The 16899-nt window shown below is 65.0% G+C and carries 13 protein-coding genes; 9 read left to right on the top strand and 4 right to left on the bottom strand.

The features are described 5' to 3' along the window. The first annotated feature begins 69 nt into the window (after positions 1 to 69). Positions 70 to 1101 carry a DUF2793 domain-containing protein gene (locus EI983_RS00250; RefSeq protein ID WP_157705221.1) on the top strand — a complete coding sequence of 344 codons (1032 nt, stop codon included), beginning with the start codon at positions 70 to 72 and terminating at the stop codon, positions 1099 to 1101. A gap of 42 nt (positions 1102 to 1143) precedes the next feature. Here the strand turns inward: EI983_RS00250 and EI983_RS00245 are convergent, their stop codons facing one another. Both EI983_RS00245 and EI983_RS00240 read right to left on the bottom strand, forming a co-directional pair. Beyond that, the gene (locus EI983_RS00245; RefSeq protein ID WP_157705220.1) at positions 1144 to 2115 is read right to left on the bottom strand and encodes a ParB/RepB/Spo0J family partition protein; all 972 of its coding nucleotides are present in this window, start codon (positions 2113 to 2115) and stop codon (positions 1144 to 1146) included. A gap of 51 nt (positions 2116 to 2166) precedes the next feature. Further along, positions 2167 to 3546 carry an AAA family ATPase gene (locus tag EI983_RS00240; protein ID WP_157705219.1) on the bottom strand — a complete coding sequence of 460 codons (1380 nt, stop codon included), beginning with the start codon at positions 3544 to 3546 and terminating at the stop codon, positions 2167 to 2169. Positions 3547 to 3987: 441 nt separating this feature from the next. Between EI983_RS00240 and EI983_RS00235 the strand changes: the two genes are divergently transcribed. The 6 genes from EI983_RS00235 (at position 3988) to EI983_RS00210 (ending at position 13196) form a co-directional block, all read left to right on the top strand. After that, positions 3988 to 4977 (top strand): replication initiator protein A, encoded by a 990-nt coding sequence (locus tag EI983_RS00235; RefSeq protein WP_157705218.1) that lies wholly within the window; start codon positions 3988 to 3990, stop codon positions 4975 to 4977. A 151-nt stretch (positions 4978 to 5128) separates the two neighbouring features. Further along, the gene (locus EI983_RS00230; RefSeq protein ID WP_157705217.1) at positions 5129 to 6421 is read left to right on the top strand and encodes a sulfotransferase family protein; all 1293 of its coding nucleotides are present in this window, start codon (positions 5129 to 5131) and stop codon (positions 6419 to 6421) included. A gap of 114 nt (positions 6422 to 6535) precedes the next feature. Next, positions 6536 to 6931, top strand: coding sequence for a hypothetical protein (locus EI983_RS00225; protein WP_157705216.1), 396 nt, complete (start codon positions 6536 to 6538; stop codon positions 6929 to 6931). Positions 6932 to 7067: 136 nt separating this feature from the next. Further along, the gene (locus EI983_RS00220) at positions 7068 to 9536 is read left to right on the top strand and encodes a hypothetical protein (RefSeq protein WP_157705215.1); all 2469 of its coding nucleotides are present in this window, start codon (positions 7068 to 7070) and stop codon (positions 9534 to 9536) included. 173 nt (positions 9537 to 9709) lie between these two features. Then, positions 9710 to 12109, top strand: a complete 2400-nt coding sequence (locus tag EI983_RS00215; RefSeq protein ID WP_157705214.1) for a M10 family metallopeptidase C-terminal domain-containing protein — start codon at positions 9710 to 9712, stop codon at positions 12107 to 12109. A gap of 64 nt (positions 12110 to 12173) precedes the next feature. Continuing rightward, positions 12174 to 13196, top strand: a complete 1023-nt coding sequence (locus EI983_RS00210) for a hypothetical protein (protein ID WP_157705213.1) — start codon at positions 12174 to 12176, stop codon at positions 13194 to 13196. A gap of 10 nt (positions 13197 to 13206) precedes the next feature. On the opposite strand, the gene EI983_RS00205 is transcribed toward EI983_RS00210, so the two are convergent. Then, a complete protein-coding gene (locus EI983_RS00205) occupies positions 13207 to 14010 on the bottom strand; it encodes a sulfotransferase family 2 domain-containing protein (protein WP_157705212.1) in 804 nt (267 codons plus the stop codon). A gap of 72 nt (positions 14011 to 14082) precedes the next feature. Continuing rightward, the gene (locus tag EI983_RS00200) at positions 14083 to 14889 is read right to left on the bottom strand and encodes an ABC transporter permease (protein ID WP_157705211.1); all 807 of its coding nucleotides are present in this window, start codon (positions 14887 to 14889) and stop codon (positions 14083 to 14085) included. Between the two features lie 131 nt (positions 14890 to 15020). On the opposite strand from EI983_RS00200, the gene EI983_RS00195 reads away from it, so the two are divergent. Together EI983_RS00195 and EI983_RS00190 are read left to right on the top strand one after the other, a co-directional pair. Continuing rightward, positions 15021 to 16202, top strand: a complete 1182-nt coding sequence (locus tag EI983_RS00195) for a KpsE/RkpR family capsule polysaccharide export protein (RefSeq protein ID WP_246162107.1) — start codon at positions 15021 to 15023, stop codon at positions 16200 to 16202. Between the two features lie 28 nt (positions 16203 to 16230). Further along, entirely contained in the window at positions 16231 to 16899 is a 669-nt protein-coding gene (locus EI983_RS00190; protein ID WP_157705210.1) for an ABC transporter ATP-binding protein, read from the top strand.

Genomic DNA, 16899 nt, shown 5'->3' with positions numbered 1-16899 from the left:
ATGTTAACCCCTGGCTGACAGGAGTCGTCCGTCGAAAAACCGCCCGTTTTCAGAAGGATGACTCCCAGGATGTCCCAAACCTCCCCGACCTTGGCCCTGCCCTTCCTGCAGCCCTCCCAGGCACAGAAACACGTCACCCATAATGAGGCGCTCAAGATTCTGGACGCGGCAACCCAGCTCAGCGTGCTGGCCGCGGACCTGACCGATCCGCCCGCCGCCCCGGCCGAGGCGGATTGCTATATCCCCGCGCCCGGCGCCACCGGCGACTGGGTCGGCCATGCGGGCGAGATCGCCATCTATGTGAATGGCGGCCGGCAATTCTTTGCCGCGCGGCAGGGCTGGCGGGCCGATGTGATCCCCACCGGGGCGACCCTGCGCTTTGACGGCAGCACCTGGGCCCCGCTCACGGGCGATCTGCAGAACCTGCCCGAGATCGGCGTCAACACCACCGCCGATGCGATCAACCGGCTCGCCGTGGCCGCCGATGCCACGCTGCTGACCCATGACGGCAGCGGCCATCAGATCAAGGTCAACAAGGCCAGTGCCACCGACACGGCAAGCCTGCTGTTCCAGACCGGCTTTTCGGGCCGGGCCGAGATGGGCACCACCGGCTCGGATGATTTCGCCATCAAGGTCAGCGCCGATGGCAGCACCTTCTCGACCGCTCTGCGGGTGGATCATGGCACCGGGCAGGTGGCCATCGGCACCGCCGCGACCGATCAGACCCTCTCGGTGGCGGCCAACGCGGTGGAGCCGACGATCCAGGTGCGCAACATGGGCGGGGCAGGGGGGGCCGCGTTCCGCATGATCGACGATGTCTCGACCGGCGACTGGAAATTCAAGATCAAGGGGGACGGGTCGTTCAAGCTGCGCAACCAGACCGCCGGCGTCGATATCCTGGATATCCAGAACGCCCCCTATACGGCCATCTTCCAGGGCCCGGTGCGCCTGCCCGGCTATACCGTGGCCACCCTGCCCGATCCGGCCGTGGCCGGGGCCGGGGCGCAGGTCTATGTCAGTGACGAAGCCGCCGGCGCCGTGACCGCCTTTTCCGACGGGACGAACTGGCGCCGGAGCACGGATCGCGTCATCGTCTCCTGATCCGGAAATGCCGGGGGGTTTCGCGCGCGAAACAGGCTCTGCTCAGCCCTGCGCCCGCAGCCAGTCCAGAAGCCGCGACCGCAGGGCGGCATCCACCTTCTTGCCGCTCAGGGTGAGGTGCCCGTTTGGATGGGTTCTTACCGTCACTCCGGCGCAGGGCGTCACGGTGTCAGGCGCTGGTTTAGACTCTGATTTGGCCTTTTTAGAGCCTGTTTTTCTCATCGCCGCCTGAAGCTGGTCAAGCTCGGCCTCCGGCGTTTCCGGGGCTTCGCGCGCCAGCAATTCGGACAGGGCGCGGCCCAGTTTAGGGTCGCTCTGCAACGCCCGGCCAAGCTGCAGCCCGGCGCGCTCTCCCAGGGCGCCGGGAAAGCGCAGCGCGCCGTCGAGCGCATGCACGATATGGATGAATGTGCCGATCTTGGAGCGCCGCGCCTTTGAGCCGGCATGAAACAGCGCCGCAAGCGCCGCCCGTTCATCCGCAAAGACCCCCTGCTCAGCCGCCTTCACCACGATCCGCGCGCGCTCGTAATAGCTCAGCCCGACGCGGATCTCGTTTTCCTCGACCATCGAAAGATAGGCCTCCGAGGCCTCCTGCGGGGCGCGGATGATTGCCTTTACACAGTCTCTATTCAGGCGTTTTAGAGCCTGACAACGCCGCCAGCCCGAGATCAGCCCGTACCGCCCCGGCCCCAGTTCGGCCACCTCGACCGGCACCTGCTGACCGCGCTCCCGCAGGGAGGTTATCAGCGCCTGCATCGCCTCATCCTCTTCCACGATCCGGTCGCGGACCAGGTAATCAAGCCGGATATCCGCAAGCGGCAGCTCGACGATCATCCGCCCCTCGCGCCGGGCCGCACTGAGCGCGCCCGCCATCTCGTCCAGTGCGGCCGTGGTCGCGGCATCCGCCGCCACCCCCGCAATCGGCGCGTGGCTCGCCAGGGCGGATTTGGTCTCCAGCGGCGGCAGGCCGGCAAAGGCCGGGTTGGCGGCACTCAGACGTTTGCGTTTGGCCATGTGGGCCTCCTCGGGTTGTTTCGCGCGCGAAACCAATGCGCTTTTGTCAGATCATTCCGCCGCCTCGGCCTCGGCCAGCACGTCGCGGTGCCAGCTGCCAACCAGAAGCGATTTGAGCGCCGCATAGGTGGCATCGAAGGTCTCGCGCCCGCGCACATAGGTCTCGCGGTTGAAGTCGCGGTAATCGGCCTCATAGATCCCCTGCACCTGCTCCCCGGCCTGGCCGATCAGCGCGGTGAAATCCTGCCGGTGCGGCGACAGGGTGGGGCCCAGATAGGCCTGCATCAGGGCCGCAAGCTCGGCCTGCTGGGTGCCGTCATAGCGGGTGATCAGCGTGCGCACCGCGTCCCACTGAAACCGCAGCCCGTCGCGGCCCAGGGCGCGGGCGGCCATGTTCTCGGCCTGCTCGATCGAGCTGAAGGTCGAATGCAGCATGTCGAAAAACCGCCCCGTCGAGTCGAACTCCAGAAAGGACGCGCCCATCGGCACCAGCAGGATATCCGCCGCCGCCAGCCCATTGATCGTCAGATACCCCAGGGCAGGGGGGGTATCGAGGAAGATGACGTCATATTCGTCAAGCACCCCATCCTCGGTCAGCACATCGGTCAGCGCATCCCACAGCTTCCAGCCGCGCCCCTGCATCCGCCAGACCGGGATCTGGAACTCGGCCCAGTAGAGATTGAGCTGGGCACCGATGAGGTCGATATTGGGCCAGTGCGTCGTCTGGATGAGATCGCGCGCCCGGATCTGCAAGGCGTCGCTCATCGTGTCATCCAGCGGGGTAGGGGCCTCGCCCCGATCCAGTCGGCGCTGGTTCTCGCCCTGCTGATAGCTGCCGTAATGGCGCGCGAGCAGCGGGAAAACCGTCTGCCATTCATCCTCGACCCGCCCGCCGAAGAGCGAGGTCATGGAGCCCTGGCTGTCGAGATCGACCACCAGCACCTTGTAGCCGTCCAAAGCCGCCGACATGGCCAGATGCGCCGCCGTCGAGGTCTTGCCCACCCCGCCCTTGAAATTGGCCACCGCGACGATCTTGGCGGGCTGGCCCTTGGGCCGGTAGGGCAGGTAGCTTTTGGCCCTGGAGCCTTCGGCGGCGAAATGCGCCCGCAGGCGCAGCACCTCGTCGAGCGTGAACCACTTGGCGCCACCCGCGGTTTCCGAGCTGCCCTGCGGCAGATCCGGGTTCTGCTTGAGCACCCGGCGAAAATGCCCCGTCGCCACCGGAATGAGATAGCGGGTGATCTCCCAGGTGGAGAACCGGCGCAGCTCGCGCGTGCCGGTGGCGTCCATGCCCCGGCTCGCCAGATCCGCCCGCCCGCGCGCGCAAGCCGTGGCGATGGCCTGGAAATCTTCCGTGCCGGTGGGCGCGCCAAGCTGTGCCATGGCGGAGTCCGGGTCAATCTGCAGATAGGGGGGGAGGGTTTCGGTCATGTCACGCCCTGCTCATGTGCGCATTTTAGGCCAGTATACGCAAAAAGAGCGAACATGGAAGAAAAGAGCGCAGGCGTCTCGGCTTTTCTTTATATTTTCTAAGCAAACACTGTCATTTGTGTCTTTGCAACGGTCTTTGTCAGAAGTGATCCCCGCTTTTTTCATGTTATTTATGGTTAGTTTTTTGTTACGGGCTCAATTCCCGCGGGGAAAGCCTTTGAATCCAAGGCTCTTGCGGCAGGGGGCGATTCCAAAACCACGCTGAGGTGACTCTGATCCTACGCTTGTCCGACTCCGATCCCCCGATCCGGGTCAGATCAGACTGGCCTCAGGCTGTGGATAACTTTAGGCTGGTGTCACTGAAACCCCGAAGAATCGGGGGCGCCAAACGAGCAGCACGAAACGAGCGGCCGGGGCCTGATCCCGGACACCAGAGGACAGATGGCACAACAGGGGCTTTTACCCACACGACATCCGACAGCGGATTTCTTCATCTGCGATATTTTCGGAGCCTCGCCCAAGGACGACCTGGGCACGATGGAGCACCCGATCTTCTCGCTTTCGACCCGGCCCGACCGGCGCATCCTGCGCTATACCCATAACGATGTGACCGTGGAGGTGACGCCCAGTGTGCGGGGCCGCGCCACGATCCATGACAAGGACATCCTGATCTATTGCGTGAGCCAGCTCATGGCGGCGCTCAACAAGGGGCGGGCGACCTCGCGGGTGCTGCACCTGACGGCGCATGACCTTCTGGTCGCCACCAACCGCGACACATCCGGAGATGGCTATATGCGCCTGCGCGAGGCGTTCGAGCGGCTGGCGGGCACGCGCATCACCACCAATCTGCAGACCGGCGGCGAGGAAACGACGCGCGGCTTCGGCCTGATCGAGGCCTGGGAGATCGTGCGCAAGAGCCGGGGCGGGCGGATGGTATCGGTCACGGTCACGCTCAGCGAATGGCTCTACCGCGCGGTGCTGTCCAAATCGGTGCTCACGCTGAGCCGCGACTATTTCCGCCTGCGCAAGCCGCTGGAGCGGCGGATCTATGAGCTGGCGCGCAAACATTGCGGCCGGCAGCCGGGCTGGACGGTCTCTGTCGCCACGCTGCACAAGAAATCGGGCTCGGCCGCGCCGCTGCGGGTGTTTCGCGCGGCCCTGCGCCGGATGATCACAGAGGCGCATCTGCCCGATTACACCATGGCCGAGGCCCCGGGCGACCTGATCCGCTTCGCGCGGATCGGCAAGCGGCCCGCCGCCGCCCCGCACCTGGCGCCCGAAACCCTGGAGGAAGCCCGGCAGCTGGCCCCCGGCGCGGATGTCTATGCGCTGCAGGCCGAATGGCTGAGCTGGTGGGAGGCGTCCGGACGCACGCGGCTGAGCAACCCTGACCGCGCCTTTCTGGGCTGGCTGCACAAGCGCCGGGGATAAGGCCCGGGCGCGCCACAACCCCCGCGCGCAACAGGCCGCAAAACCGCCAAAACGCTTGAATATTTCCACGTCCTGACCCAGAACCTCCGCACGCCCCCCTGAAATGGCCGGTCTCCGGCCGGCCCGGAACCAGACCAAGGGAACCAAACCGATGCCCGCAGAGAAGCCCCCGGCCCCTCCCCGGTACGCTGTGGTGGTCCTGAGCATGCATCGCTCCGGCTCTTCGGCGCTGGCGGGTCTGTTCGGGCAGATGGGCTGCGATCTGCCCGCAACCCTGATGCCCGCCAGCGAGCACAATCCCAAAGGGTATTTCGAATCCAACAGGATTTACAAAATCAACGACGATATCCTGGCCTCGGGCGCCTCGTCCTGGGATGACTGGACAGAGTTCGACCCCGGCTGGGCCGCCTCGCCGGAGGCCGACAGCTTCCTTTCCAGGGGCCTCGACGTGCTGCGCGAGGAGTTTGGCACCTCCTCTCTCCTCGCGATCAAGGATCCGAGGATATGCCGCCTTCTGCCCTTCTGGCGCAAGCTGCTGACGGCGGCGGAGCTCACCCCGGTCTATGTGCACAACCACCGCCATCCGCTGGAAGTCGCCCGGTCCCTGCATATCCGCGAGGGCTGGCCCCTGGAATATGGCCTGCTGCTCTGGCTGCGCCATGTGCTCGATGCCGAGGCCCGGTCACGGGGCTGCACCCGGGTGTTCACCAATTTCGAGCGCACGCTGGAAGACTGGCCCTGTGTGATACACGCGGTGCAAAAGCACAGCGACATCGTCTTTCCGCGGCAACCCGAAGAGACCGGCGCGCAGATCGACGGCTTTCTGAGCAAGGACCTGCGCCACAATGTGGAGCCAAAGGCGGGCAGCCCCGACAGCGCCCGTCTTTCGGACTGGGTCAGTCAGGCCTATGACATCCTGGAGCGCTGGGTCGCCAGCGGCGAAGACACGGCGGATCATGAGGCCCTCGATGCGCTGCGCGCGCGCTTCACCGCCACCACCCCGATGTTCGGCGCTCTGCTCAGAGAGCTGCGCGCCTCCCTCAAGACGGCGGCGCAGGAGGCCGAGGCCGCGGCCGAGCACACCGCCCGGCTGAACACCGACATCGAGCGCCTGGGCCAGGACCACGCCGCCGTGACGGCCGCGCGCAACACTCTGGCATCCGAGCGCGACAGCCTGCTTGGCGAGCGCGACAGCCTTATCGCCGAGCGCGACCACCTCGTGACAGCGCGCAACAGCCTGCAGGCCGAACGTGACAGCCTTGCCGCCGAGCGCCGCAAGCTGCAGGAGGCCATGCGCCAGGCCCGGCAAACCCATGAGGCGAAACAGGCCGATCTGCACGCGCATATCGCCGCCCTGGAAAGCGAGAAAGACCTGATCCTGGGCAGCACCTCGTGGAAGCTGACCGCCCCGATGCGCCGCGTCGTCAACATGCTGCGGTCGTGACCGGCGCGCAGGACGTCCCCCGAAGCGGCCAGTCCGGGGTTGATCTTTCGGTCCCGGAGGCCGACATGAAACAGGCAGGGTGATCCTGCATATCTGCTGTGAAAGCGCACAAGGATGGCCCATTTCCTCAACCTGACCGGCATGCTGGGCGCGGCCATCGTTTCAATCATGGGAGCCAGTGGCATGAGCCAGGCAAACAAGCCGCATCTTTCCGTCGGATGTGCCGCACAAGACAGCAAGGCAGAGGTCTCGGAAGAGATCTGCGCGCTGTTTGTGCGCGAACTGAGCGCGGCCCTGGCCGAACGCGGGGTCGTGCCCGCCCCGCAGGGCGCCGCGTCCGATGTGACCCTGGTGGTCGAAGAGGCCAGCGACCGCCGCTTTGTGGCCCGCATCGACCAGGGCGATGTGCAGGGCCCGGCGCGCGCCACCGCGCGCAAGGGCGCGCCGCTCGACGAGGCGGCCATCGCCGCCCTCCTGCGCGGGCTGATCAAGGCCACGCCGGGGATCTGACCCCGGGGCGTTTCGGCCCGGCCTTTTAAAAAAACTCTAACGAAATGCCCTGACAAGGCCCGATTTGGGTAAACCCCGCTGAAGCCTTGTCTGACAGCCTGCTCGTCGCGTGGGGGCGCGGTGAGTGGGATATGGCATGGCTGTTATTCAGCACGTGACGACGCAGTTCGGCGGCAGTTTCGACGACCCCGCGACAGCGGTTTCGATCCTGCCCGGACCCGGGCAGCAGATCACGATCTTCGATCACGGCTACGGGGTCAGCGAGACACTCGACCTGACAGGGCCGGGCCCGGCCGGGCGCGGCGGCCAGGTTCTGCTCGACGGGGTCGGGTGGTACGACGCCACCGTCACCGGGCATGCGGGCGGGCTGATGAGCATGGCGGTGACCGACCAGGCCGACGCCTGGGATGCGGGGCACCGCTCGGGCACGCCGGGATATCTGGGCCCGGGCCTGCTGCCGGGGCTCGCCACCACCTCGCTGGTGGCCGAGGTCGGCGGGCAGCAGATGGTTTTTGCGGCGCTGACCTCCGGCACCGGCTTCACCGGGTTCCGGCTCGGGGCGGGCGGGCTGAGCCAGCCGCAGGACCACGCCACCCAGGGCGGGCAATATACCCGGCATATCAGCGACATGGCCCTGGTCGAGACCGGCGGCGGCAGCTACCTCTACACCGGCTCCGCCACGCAGCACGGGATCTCGGGCTACCGGGTCAGCAGCACCGGCACCCTGAGCCTCGTCGAAGAGGCCGGGATGCAGCAAAGCCTGCCGATCCAGACACCCACCGCGCTCGATGTGGCCCAGGTCGGCGGCCAGAGCTTCCTGATCGCCGCCGCCGCGGGCAGCTCCTCGCTGACGGTTTTCGCCGTGGCCGATGACGGCAGCCTGACCGTCACCGATCATCTGCTCGACAGCCGCGACACCCGCTTTCAGGGCGTGTCGCAGCTCGATGTGATCGAGCTCGGACAGCAGAGCTTCGTGCTGGCCTCGGGCATGGATGACGGGCTGAGCCTGTTTCACCTCACCGCCGAGGGGCGGCTGGTGCATGCCGATACGATCGCCGACACGCCCGCCACGTCGCTGCAGGCGGTCTCGGGCCTGATGGGCGTGGCCGATGGCAACGGGATCGACATCGTCACCCTGTCGGCCAACGAGGCCGGGATGAGCCAGTTCAGGGTCGATTACAACGCCTCCGGCGTGGTCCGCACCGCCCCCTCCGGGACAGTGACCGGCACCAGCGGCGCCGACATGCTTTCGCTGGGCGGCGGCGGCGGTACGCTGAACGGCGGCAATGGCGCGGATATCCTCAGCGACGGGGCCGGGCAGGACCGGCTGCGCGGCGGGGCAGGGGCGGATGTGTTTGTCCTGAGCGCCGACGGCCAGCGTGACGTGATCGAGGATCTCGACATCACCCAGGACAGGCTCGATCTGTCGGCCTGGCCACAGCTCTATTCGGTCAGCCAGCTGCAGATCCAGACCACCAGCACGGGCGCCATCATCCGCTACGGAAACGAGGAATTGGAGCTGCTCAGCGCCAATGGCCAGGGGCTCGACGCCGACGATCTGGCCCGTGTGCTGCCGGAGTTTCTGAGCCATGTGCCGGTCGAACTGGCCCCGCTGCAGGTAAGCGACCTGCCGCCGCCGCCGGTCATCCTGCTGCCGCCGCCGCCGCCCTCCATCCCCGATCCCGACCCCGAACCGGACCCCGAGCCGACCCCGCCCGTGCCGGGCCCGGGCACACCTCCCACGTCCCCGCCCGCCCCCACGCCCACGGGGATCACCCTGGTCGGCACCGGCGGGCCTGACGAACTGGACGGCACAGAGCGCAATGACGTGCTTTCGGGCGGGGCAGGCAATGACACGCTGAACGGCGGCGAGGGGAATGACACGCTGGCCGGGTCCACGGGCGAGGACCTGCTGCGCGGCGGGGCGGGCAACGATTCCATCGGCGGCGGGCCCGGCAATGACCGGGTCAATGCCGGGCTGGGCGACGATACGGTCGGGGGCGGCTCCGAGGATGATTATATCAACGGCAGCGACGGCAATGACATGCTTTCGGGCGGGGCCGGGCAGGACAGCCTCTATGGCGAGATCGGCCAGGACATGCTGGCCGGCAGCTATGGCGACGACAAGGCGCTCGGCGGCGACGGCAATGACAATATCGGCGGCGGCACCGGCCGCGACCTGCTGCGCGGCGGCGACGGCAATGACACGCTGGGCGGCGGCGAGGGGGATGACACGGTCGAAGGCGGCAACGGGCATGACTTCCTGGCCGGGGGCGGCCGCCATGACGTGCTGGACGGCGGCGCCGGGGCCGACACGCTCAATGCCGGGCCCGGCAATGACAAGATCACCGGCGGGCTGGGGGCGGATACCTTCGTCTTCAACGCGCTCACCAGCGGCGAACACGACCGGATCACCGATTTTGCCCCCGGCGTCGATACCATCCGTCTGGATGGCGTGGCGGGCTCCGGCCAGAGAGGCCGGTTCGATAACCTGACCCTGACAGACAGCGCCAACGGGGTCACGATCTCCTATGACGGTCACACGATCCTGCTGGAGGATATCCGCCTAGAAGAGATCGACCACACGGATTTTCTGTTTCTTTAGGCAGGGGCGTGATTATAGGGGCGTGGCAATGATTCCCCCCCAATAAATGTCTTTGCCTCATAGCACCGCCCCGCGGCGTCCAAGAATTGGCCGTATGATGTGCATATTGTGGACACAGAAAAACACTAACAGCAGGGGGAAACTCGAAAAGGCATGAGCAGAAGGTTTTGAAAATGGTCGCGAAGCCCGATACCTCCGACATCACTTCGGTCACGAAACAGGCCACGCTCACCGAAGGCGCCGATGCGGCCGGCAATAGCGGCACCAGCGCGGTCATGTCGGTCGGCGACACGTTTGACGGGACCATCTCCAGCAGCTCCGAAACCGACTGGGTCCGCATCCAGCTCGATGCCGGGCAGAGCTATGTGTTCAGCGCCTGGGGAACGAACGGCACCAGCGGCCTGGACGATACCGTGCTCACCCTCTACGACGGCAACGGCACCCAGGTTGCGACCAATGACGACCTCAACCGGTATCTGCTGTTCTCCGGGATACAATACACCGCCCCCGTCAGCGGCACCTATTACATCGAGGTGTCCGGCTACCGGTCGAAAACCGGCGACTACACGCTGCAGGCGGCCACCGATGTCTACACCACCGAGCAGATCGCCACCTACATGACCGAGGTGGACTGGGGCTTCACCACCCCGCTGCGGCTCGATGCTCAGGCCGGCGGCACCCTGACCTACAACACCAGCGCGCTCACCGCCGAGGGCCGGCAACTGGCCGAATGGGCCCTGGAAAGCTGGTCGATCGCCACCGGGATCACCTTCATCCCGTCCGGCTCGGCCTCCGCCGACATCATCTTCGACGATTCCCAGAGCGGCGCCTTCGCCGGACCCTCCTCGATCGATCCCAGCACCGGCATATCCAGCCAGGCGACGGTGAATATCTCCACCCAGTGGCTGCAGACCTACGGCACCACGATCGACAGCTATTCCTTCGAAACCTACCTGCACGAGATCGGCCATGCGCTCGGGCTGGGCCATTCCGGCCCCTATGACGGGACGGCGACATACGGCACGGATAATCTCTATGCCAATGACAGCGTCCAGATGACGGTCATGAGCTATTTCACCCCATCGGAAAACCCCACGATCCTGGGCTCGAACGTCGCGCTCGTCTCGCCGATGATGGCCGATTACTTCGCCATGGACCTGCTCTATGGCGGCACCCAGACCTATCACGGCAACACCACCTGGGGGGCGAATTCCAACGTCGGCGGCTGGCTTGGCGATCTGATGGGGATCGTGTTCGATGGCGACCCGGCCAACCCGGGCTTCTACAGCGGCGGGCCCATCGGCTGGACGATCCGGGACACCGGGGGCATCGACACGATCGATGTCAGCACGGTGTCGGCCAACCAGCGGGTCGATCTGCGCGCCGAACGGTTTTCGGATATCAACGGCTCGGTCAACAACGTGGCGATTGCCGCCGGCAGCGTGATCGAAAACGCCATTGGCGGCAGCGGTCATGACACGCTGCGCGGCAATGAGGCCAACAACCGCCTCGAAGGCAATGCCGGCAATGACACGGTCAACGGGGCCGAGGGCACCGATACCGCTGTTCTGGATGTCACGCGCGCCAGCGTGAGCGTCTCGCAAAGCGGCAGCTCGGGCATTCAGATCGTCTCGGCCCTGGGCACGGATATCTACCGCAATGTCGAGTTCTTCGAATTCAGCGACCAGACCGTGAGTGCCTCGACCCTGCTGGGCTTTGATCAGCCTGGCGAGGTGCGCACCGGCACACCCGGCCCCGACACCCTGACCGGCACCAGCCGCAGCGACACGATCTCGGGCCTGGCCGGCGATGACACCATCGACGCCGGGAACGGCGATGACCAGATCTCGGCCTCGGACGGCAATGACAGCGTGGCGGCGGGCGGCGGCCATGACAATATCGGCGGCGGCCTGGGCAATGATACGGTCAAGGGCGGGGCCGGCAACGACACGATCGGCGCCGGGCAGGGCGATGACATCGTCACCGGCGGCGAGGGCGATGACGGGCTCTATGGCGGGGCCGGCAATGACAATATCAGCGGCGAAGGCGGCCATGACGATATCGGCGCGGGCTTCAACGATGACACCGTGTCGGGCGGCGACGGCAATGACAACATGGGCGGCGGCACCGGCCGCGACGTGATCGGCGGCGGCGCAGGCAATGACACGATCGGCGGCGGCGAGGGCGACGACACGATCAGCGGCGGGGTCGGCGATGATTTCATCGCCGGCGGCGGGCGCAACGATGTGCTGAACGGCGGCGCGGGCAGCGACCGGATCAATGGCGGCGCGGGCAGTGACACGATGACCGGCAATGAAGGCGCCGACACCTTCATCTTCAGCGCCTTTTACAATGGCGACACCGATGTCATCACCGATTTCCAGGACGGGATCGACAAGATCCAGATGAGCGGGGTGCAAAACGCCCCCGGCTCGGGCCTGCAAGGCTATGTCGATGCGCTCAATGTGACGACTGTCGCGGGCGGCGTGCAGCTCAGCTATGGCGGCAACAAGATCATCCTGGAAGGCCTCAGCGCGTCACAGATCGACGTGGATGATTTCATCTTTGTCTGATCTGCTGTAATCGCCGGGGATCGTGTGGCATGCATCCGCACGGTCCTGAAGGGGTTAAGGCGACGTGGCCAAGACGATCTATCTGCATGTGGGCATGCCCAAATGCGCCTCCACCACCGTGCAGGCCTATCTGTGGCGCGAACGCGCCGCACTGGCCGAGGCGGGCATTCAATACCGGATGTTCCATGACCGGGAGGCACCGCTCCTGGGCAATGGCGATACGCTGGCCGAGGCGATCTGGGCCCAGAACCGCCGGGGCATCGAAGACCGGCTGACCTATTTCATGGGCCTGCCCGGCACAGTGCTGATCAGCGCCGAGGCCTTTTCCAATATCTTCAACACCGCCACCATGGCCGAAACCATCCGGACCATGCAGGCGCGCGGCGCGCAGGTGAAGGTGATCTGTTTTTTCCGCCGTCAGGATCTGTGGATCGAATCCGACTACAAACAGCAGATCAAGGGCGGCCATCCCTGGGATGCGCCGATCTCCGAGCTGATCGCCCTGCGGCTCAGGCAGGAGGTGCTGAATTTCGGCTGGACCATGGCCTACTGGATCAAGTTCGTGGGCGAGGAAAACGCCTTTGCGGTGCCAATCAACCCCGGCGAGCCACGCGACAAACCGGTGCGCAGCCTGTTGCGCTATATCGGGGCCGATACGCTGGCCGACGGGCCGCTGACGCTGACCGAGGCGAATGTCAGCCCGCCCACCGGGCTGATCGAACCGGCCCGGCTGCTCAAGCGCAAGCTGGCCGGAAAAGGGACGCACCAGGCCGAAACAGAGACGATATTGCAGACATTCTTCGACACCGCCCCCGGCCTGCTCGATGTGCCGTCCCGGCGTTTCCTTCTGCCCCATGCCGAGCGTGTCGCGCTGGTGGCGCGCTACAAGGGCAGCAACGCGGTGCTGCAAAAGCAATCCATGCAGGGCGCGCGCTTTCACACCGAGTTCGAGCAGGATCCGGCCAGCGAAGCCCCGCTGGAACCCGAGGCAAAGGCCGTGCTCGGCGCCTATCTAAGCGCCAATCGCGATCTGTCGAACGCCCTGTCAGGGGGCTGGCGGCGGTTGTTTCGGTGGCGCGCGCCCTGAGACGCGCCCGCTATCTGGGCAGATGCGGCAGCACGCTGCGCCAGTTGCGGTGCCGGGTCTTGAAACGATAGCCCGGAGCCTTCATCGCCGCCGGGTCGGACGGATAGCCGAAGGTCGCGAAATCCACCGCGTAAAGGGACTTGATCCGCTCCAGGCTGGCCTGGGTTATGAAATTGTCATAGCTGAAATCGTGACTGGCGATTTCGCAGGCCGGCACCTCGACCAGCGCGCCGTCCTCTGCGCTCTCAGGCAGGTTGGTGCGGTTCATCTGCCGCGGGGTGTAGGGCATGCCCAGGTCCCGCGCCAGCGCCCCGAGATCGTCTTTCAGGGTCTCCACATGCAGGATCCTGTCATAATAGAGCCCCCGGCCCAGCAGCACGGCGGGCACCTGCGTCTCCCAATGGCCGTTGATCGGCAGCTCCGGCTCCGGACGCGCGGCGCGGCAAATGGCAACCGTATCGAGAAACTGGATGAAACTCATCACATTGGTCTCTGCCGCCGCCCCGGTGATCCCGGCCTCGCGGCAGTAAAGGTCATGCAGCTCCTGGGCAAAGGGCTCCAGATCGGCGCGGGCGTGCAGCGGACGGCTGCGATACTGGCAGAACTTGTTGATATAGGCGCTGATGATCCGCGTCACCGGATGACGCGCCAGAATGACCGAAAGATAGCGTTCCTTGCGCATCATCCGCAGGCATTCGAAATAGGCGTCGCTATGGGTGTGAAAGAACCGCTTGTCGCTTTTGGGCACCTCGACATCCTCGGCCAGAAAGCCGAACAGGCTGGTGCAGGCCGCCTTCTGCGACCAGAAAAACACCGTCTTCCGAGGGTGATGTATATAGCCTCGCCAACCCATGCGCCCCGCCGTGCCCCGTTGCCCTGTCTTGCCTCAGTTATTGACGATGTCTTTGTGATATCGCCGCAGCAGAAGCAAGCCCGCCGCAAAACAGACCAGCGAAATCAAAAAGACATAAAACGGTGAAACATAGGTGGCGTCATAGGTGGCGTACATCCCCTTGCGCACCATGCCCACGATATGAATGAGCGGGTTCCACCACAGGTAATCGCGATAGGGCTGGGGCACGGCATCAAACAGAAAGAAGATGCACGACACCAGAAACATCGGCCGGTTCAGGATCGCCCAGCTGCGCTCCCAGATCGGGTAGACCGACAGAAGATAGCAATTCAGCGTGCCGATCCCCAGGCCCAGGGAAAAGGCCATGGCAAAGCCAAGCGCCATCGCGGGGATATCGAGGATCACATCGACGCTGAAGAAAAAGATGATCCCGTAAAACACCACCGCCGCGATCATCACCTGCGTCATCACCGACATGATGAACCGCGCCAGAAGCGCATCCACATAGGTGACCCCGGGATAAAACAGCAAGGAGCGCGAAAAGCGCAGCGCCACGGCGATCTTGTTCGAGGCATCCATATAGGCCACGAACGGCACCATCCCCGAGGCGAAAAACAGCGCGAAATCGGTGCCGATCGGCGGCGCGCGCAGCGCATAGGAAAATATGATGGACATCAGCGCAATGCCGCCCACCGGCTCCAGGATGGCCCAGAGATAGCCCAGGGCCGAGCGGCCATAGGTCGTCGACATCTCGCGCAGCAAAAGCGCGATGATCGTCCGGATCGTACCGGTGCGGCGCGGCCGGGCCGGGGTCAGGGCCTGGGGGGAATATTCAGTCATCGTGGCCTGTAGCCTAGCATTGCGAGGCATGGTAGGAAACGGCAAACCATTAACGCGTTTCCCGGCTGGTCTGCAATATCCGCATTGCCGGACGCGCGACCGCAAGGGTCTATGGCAAGAAGGACACCGCCATGAATGACGCCACCCCTCCCGTGCCCAAGCCCGCGGCCGCCAAGGCGCCGCTGGTGCGCAAGGTGGCCGGCAATGCGCGGCGCCGGACCCGCCATGTCATGCTGATGCTGTCCTTCGTGCTCTGCGTCGGGCTGCCCACAGCCCTCAGCACCTTTTATCTCTACGTGATCGCCGATGACCAATATGCCAGCACCGTCGGCTTTTCGGTCCGCAAGGAAGAGATCAGCTCGGGGATCGAGATCCTCGGGAACATCACCGAGCTGTCCGGCTCCAGTTCGTCGGATACCGATATTCTCTATGAATTCATCCGCTCTCACCAGCTGGTGCGCATCGTCAACGAACAGCTCGACCTGGCCCGGATCTACACCAACAAGAGCGACCCGGTCTTCAGCCTCGGCGATGACACCCGTATCGAGGCGCTGGTGGACCACTGGAACCGGATGGTGAAGGTCTTCTATGACAGCTCCAGCGGTCTGATCGAGGTGCGCGTGCTCGCCTTCGACCCGCAGGATGCGCAGGATGTCGCCCAGGCGCTGTTCGAGGAAAGCAGCCTGATGATCAACGAACTCTCGGCCATCGCCCGCGAAGACGCGATGAGCTATGCCGAGGAAGATCTCGGCCGGGCCGTCGACAAGCTCAAGGTCGCGCGCCAGGCCAAGCTCGAATTCCAGAACCGCACCCAGATCGTCGATCCGCAGGCGGATATCCAGACGCGCATGGGGCTCTTGGATTCGCTCAACCGGCAGCTGGCCGAAACCCGGATCGATTTGCAGACGCTGCGCGTGCAGGGCATCCCGGAAAATGACCGCCGGGTTCAGGATGCGATCAACCGGATCGAGACGATCAACGAGCTGATCGAACAGGAGCGCGCCTCTTTCGGCGGCGGCCCGTCGCGGACCGATCAGGAGGCCTATTCCGATCTGCTGGCCGAATATGAAGCGCTGCAGGTGGAGGTCGAGTTCGCCCAGCAGAGCTATCTTTCGGCCCAGGCCGCCCGGGATGCCGCCTTTGCCGAAGCGCAGCGGCAATCGCGCTACCTGGCCACCCATATCGAGCCGACCCTGGCCGAGACCGCCGAATACCCCAAGCGGTTCCAGCTTCTGGCGATGCTGACCGGGCTGGCCTTCGTGTTCTGGTCGATCCTGGCGCTGATCTATTACTCGCTGCGCGACCGGCGCTGACGGGCAGAGGCAGGGCAGGGGCAGGGCCATGATCGAGCTGCGCAATGTCTGCAAGACCTTCGTGCTGAAAGGCCGCCGGCAGGTCGTGGCCGACAATATCTCGGCCATCTTTCCGGACAATCAGGCCGTGGCCGTCCTGGGCCGCAACGGGGCGGGCAAATCCACCCTGCTCAAGCTTCTGGCCGGCACGATGGAACCCGATAGCGGAGAGATCCTGTCGACCGGGCATATCTCCTGGCCGGTGGGCTTTGCCGGCAGTTTCCACCCCGAGCTTTCGGGCCTGCAGAACACCCGCTTCATCGCCCGAGTCTACGGCGTGGACACCGATGAGCTGGCGGATTTCGTGGCCGATTTCGCCGAGCTGGGTCAGCATTTCTACCTGCCCATCCGCACCTATTCCTCGGGCATGAAATCGCGGCTGGCCTTTGGCGTCTCCATGGGCATCAAGTTCGACACCTATCTCGTCGACGAGGTCACCGCGGTGGGCGACGAGGTGTTCCGCTCCAAAAGCGAGGCGCTGTTTGCCGAACGGATGCAGACCTCTTCGGCGATCATGGTCACCCATACCATGGCCCAGGTGCGCAAGCTCTGTCAGAAAGTGGCCGTGCTGCACGAGGCCAAGCTGCATTTCTTCGACGATATCGAAGAGGGCATCCAGATGCACCAGAAGCTGATGAAAGAACGCCGCAAGGCCTGA

Origin of the sequence: Roseovarius faecimaris (genome assembly GCF_009762325.1) — a bacterium.
Classification (GTDB): Bacteria; Pseudomonadota; Alphaproteobacteria; order Rhodobacterales; family Rhodobacteraceae; genus Roseovarius; species Roseovarius faecimaris.
This window is presented reverse-complemented; position numbering and strand designations above follow the sequence as displayed.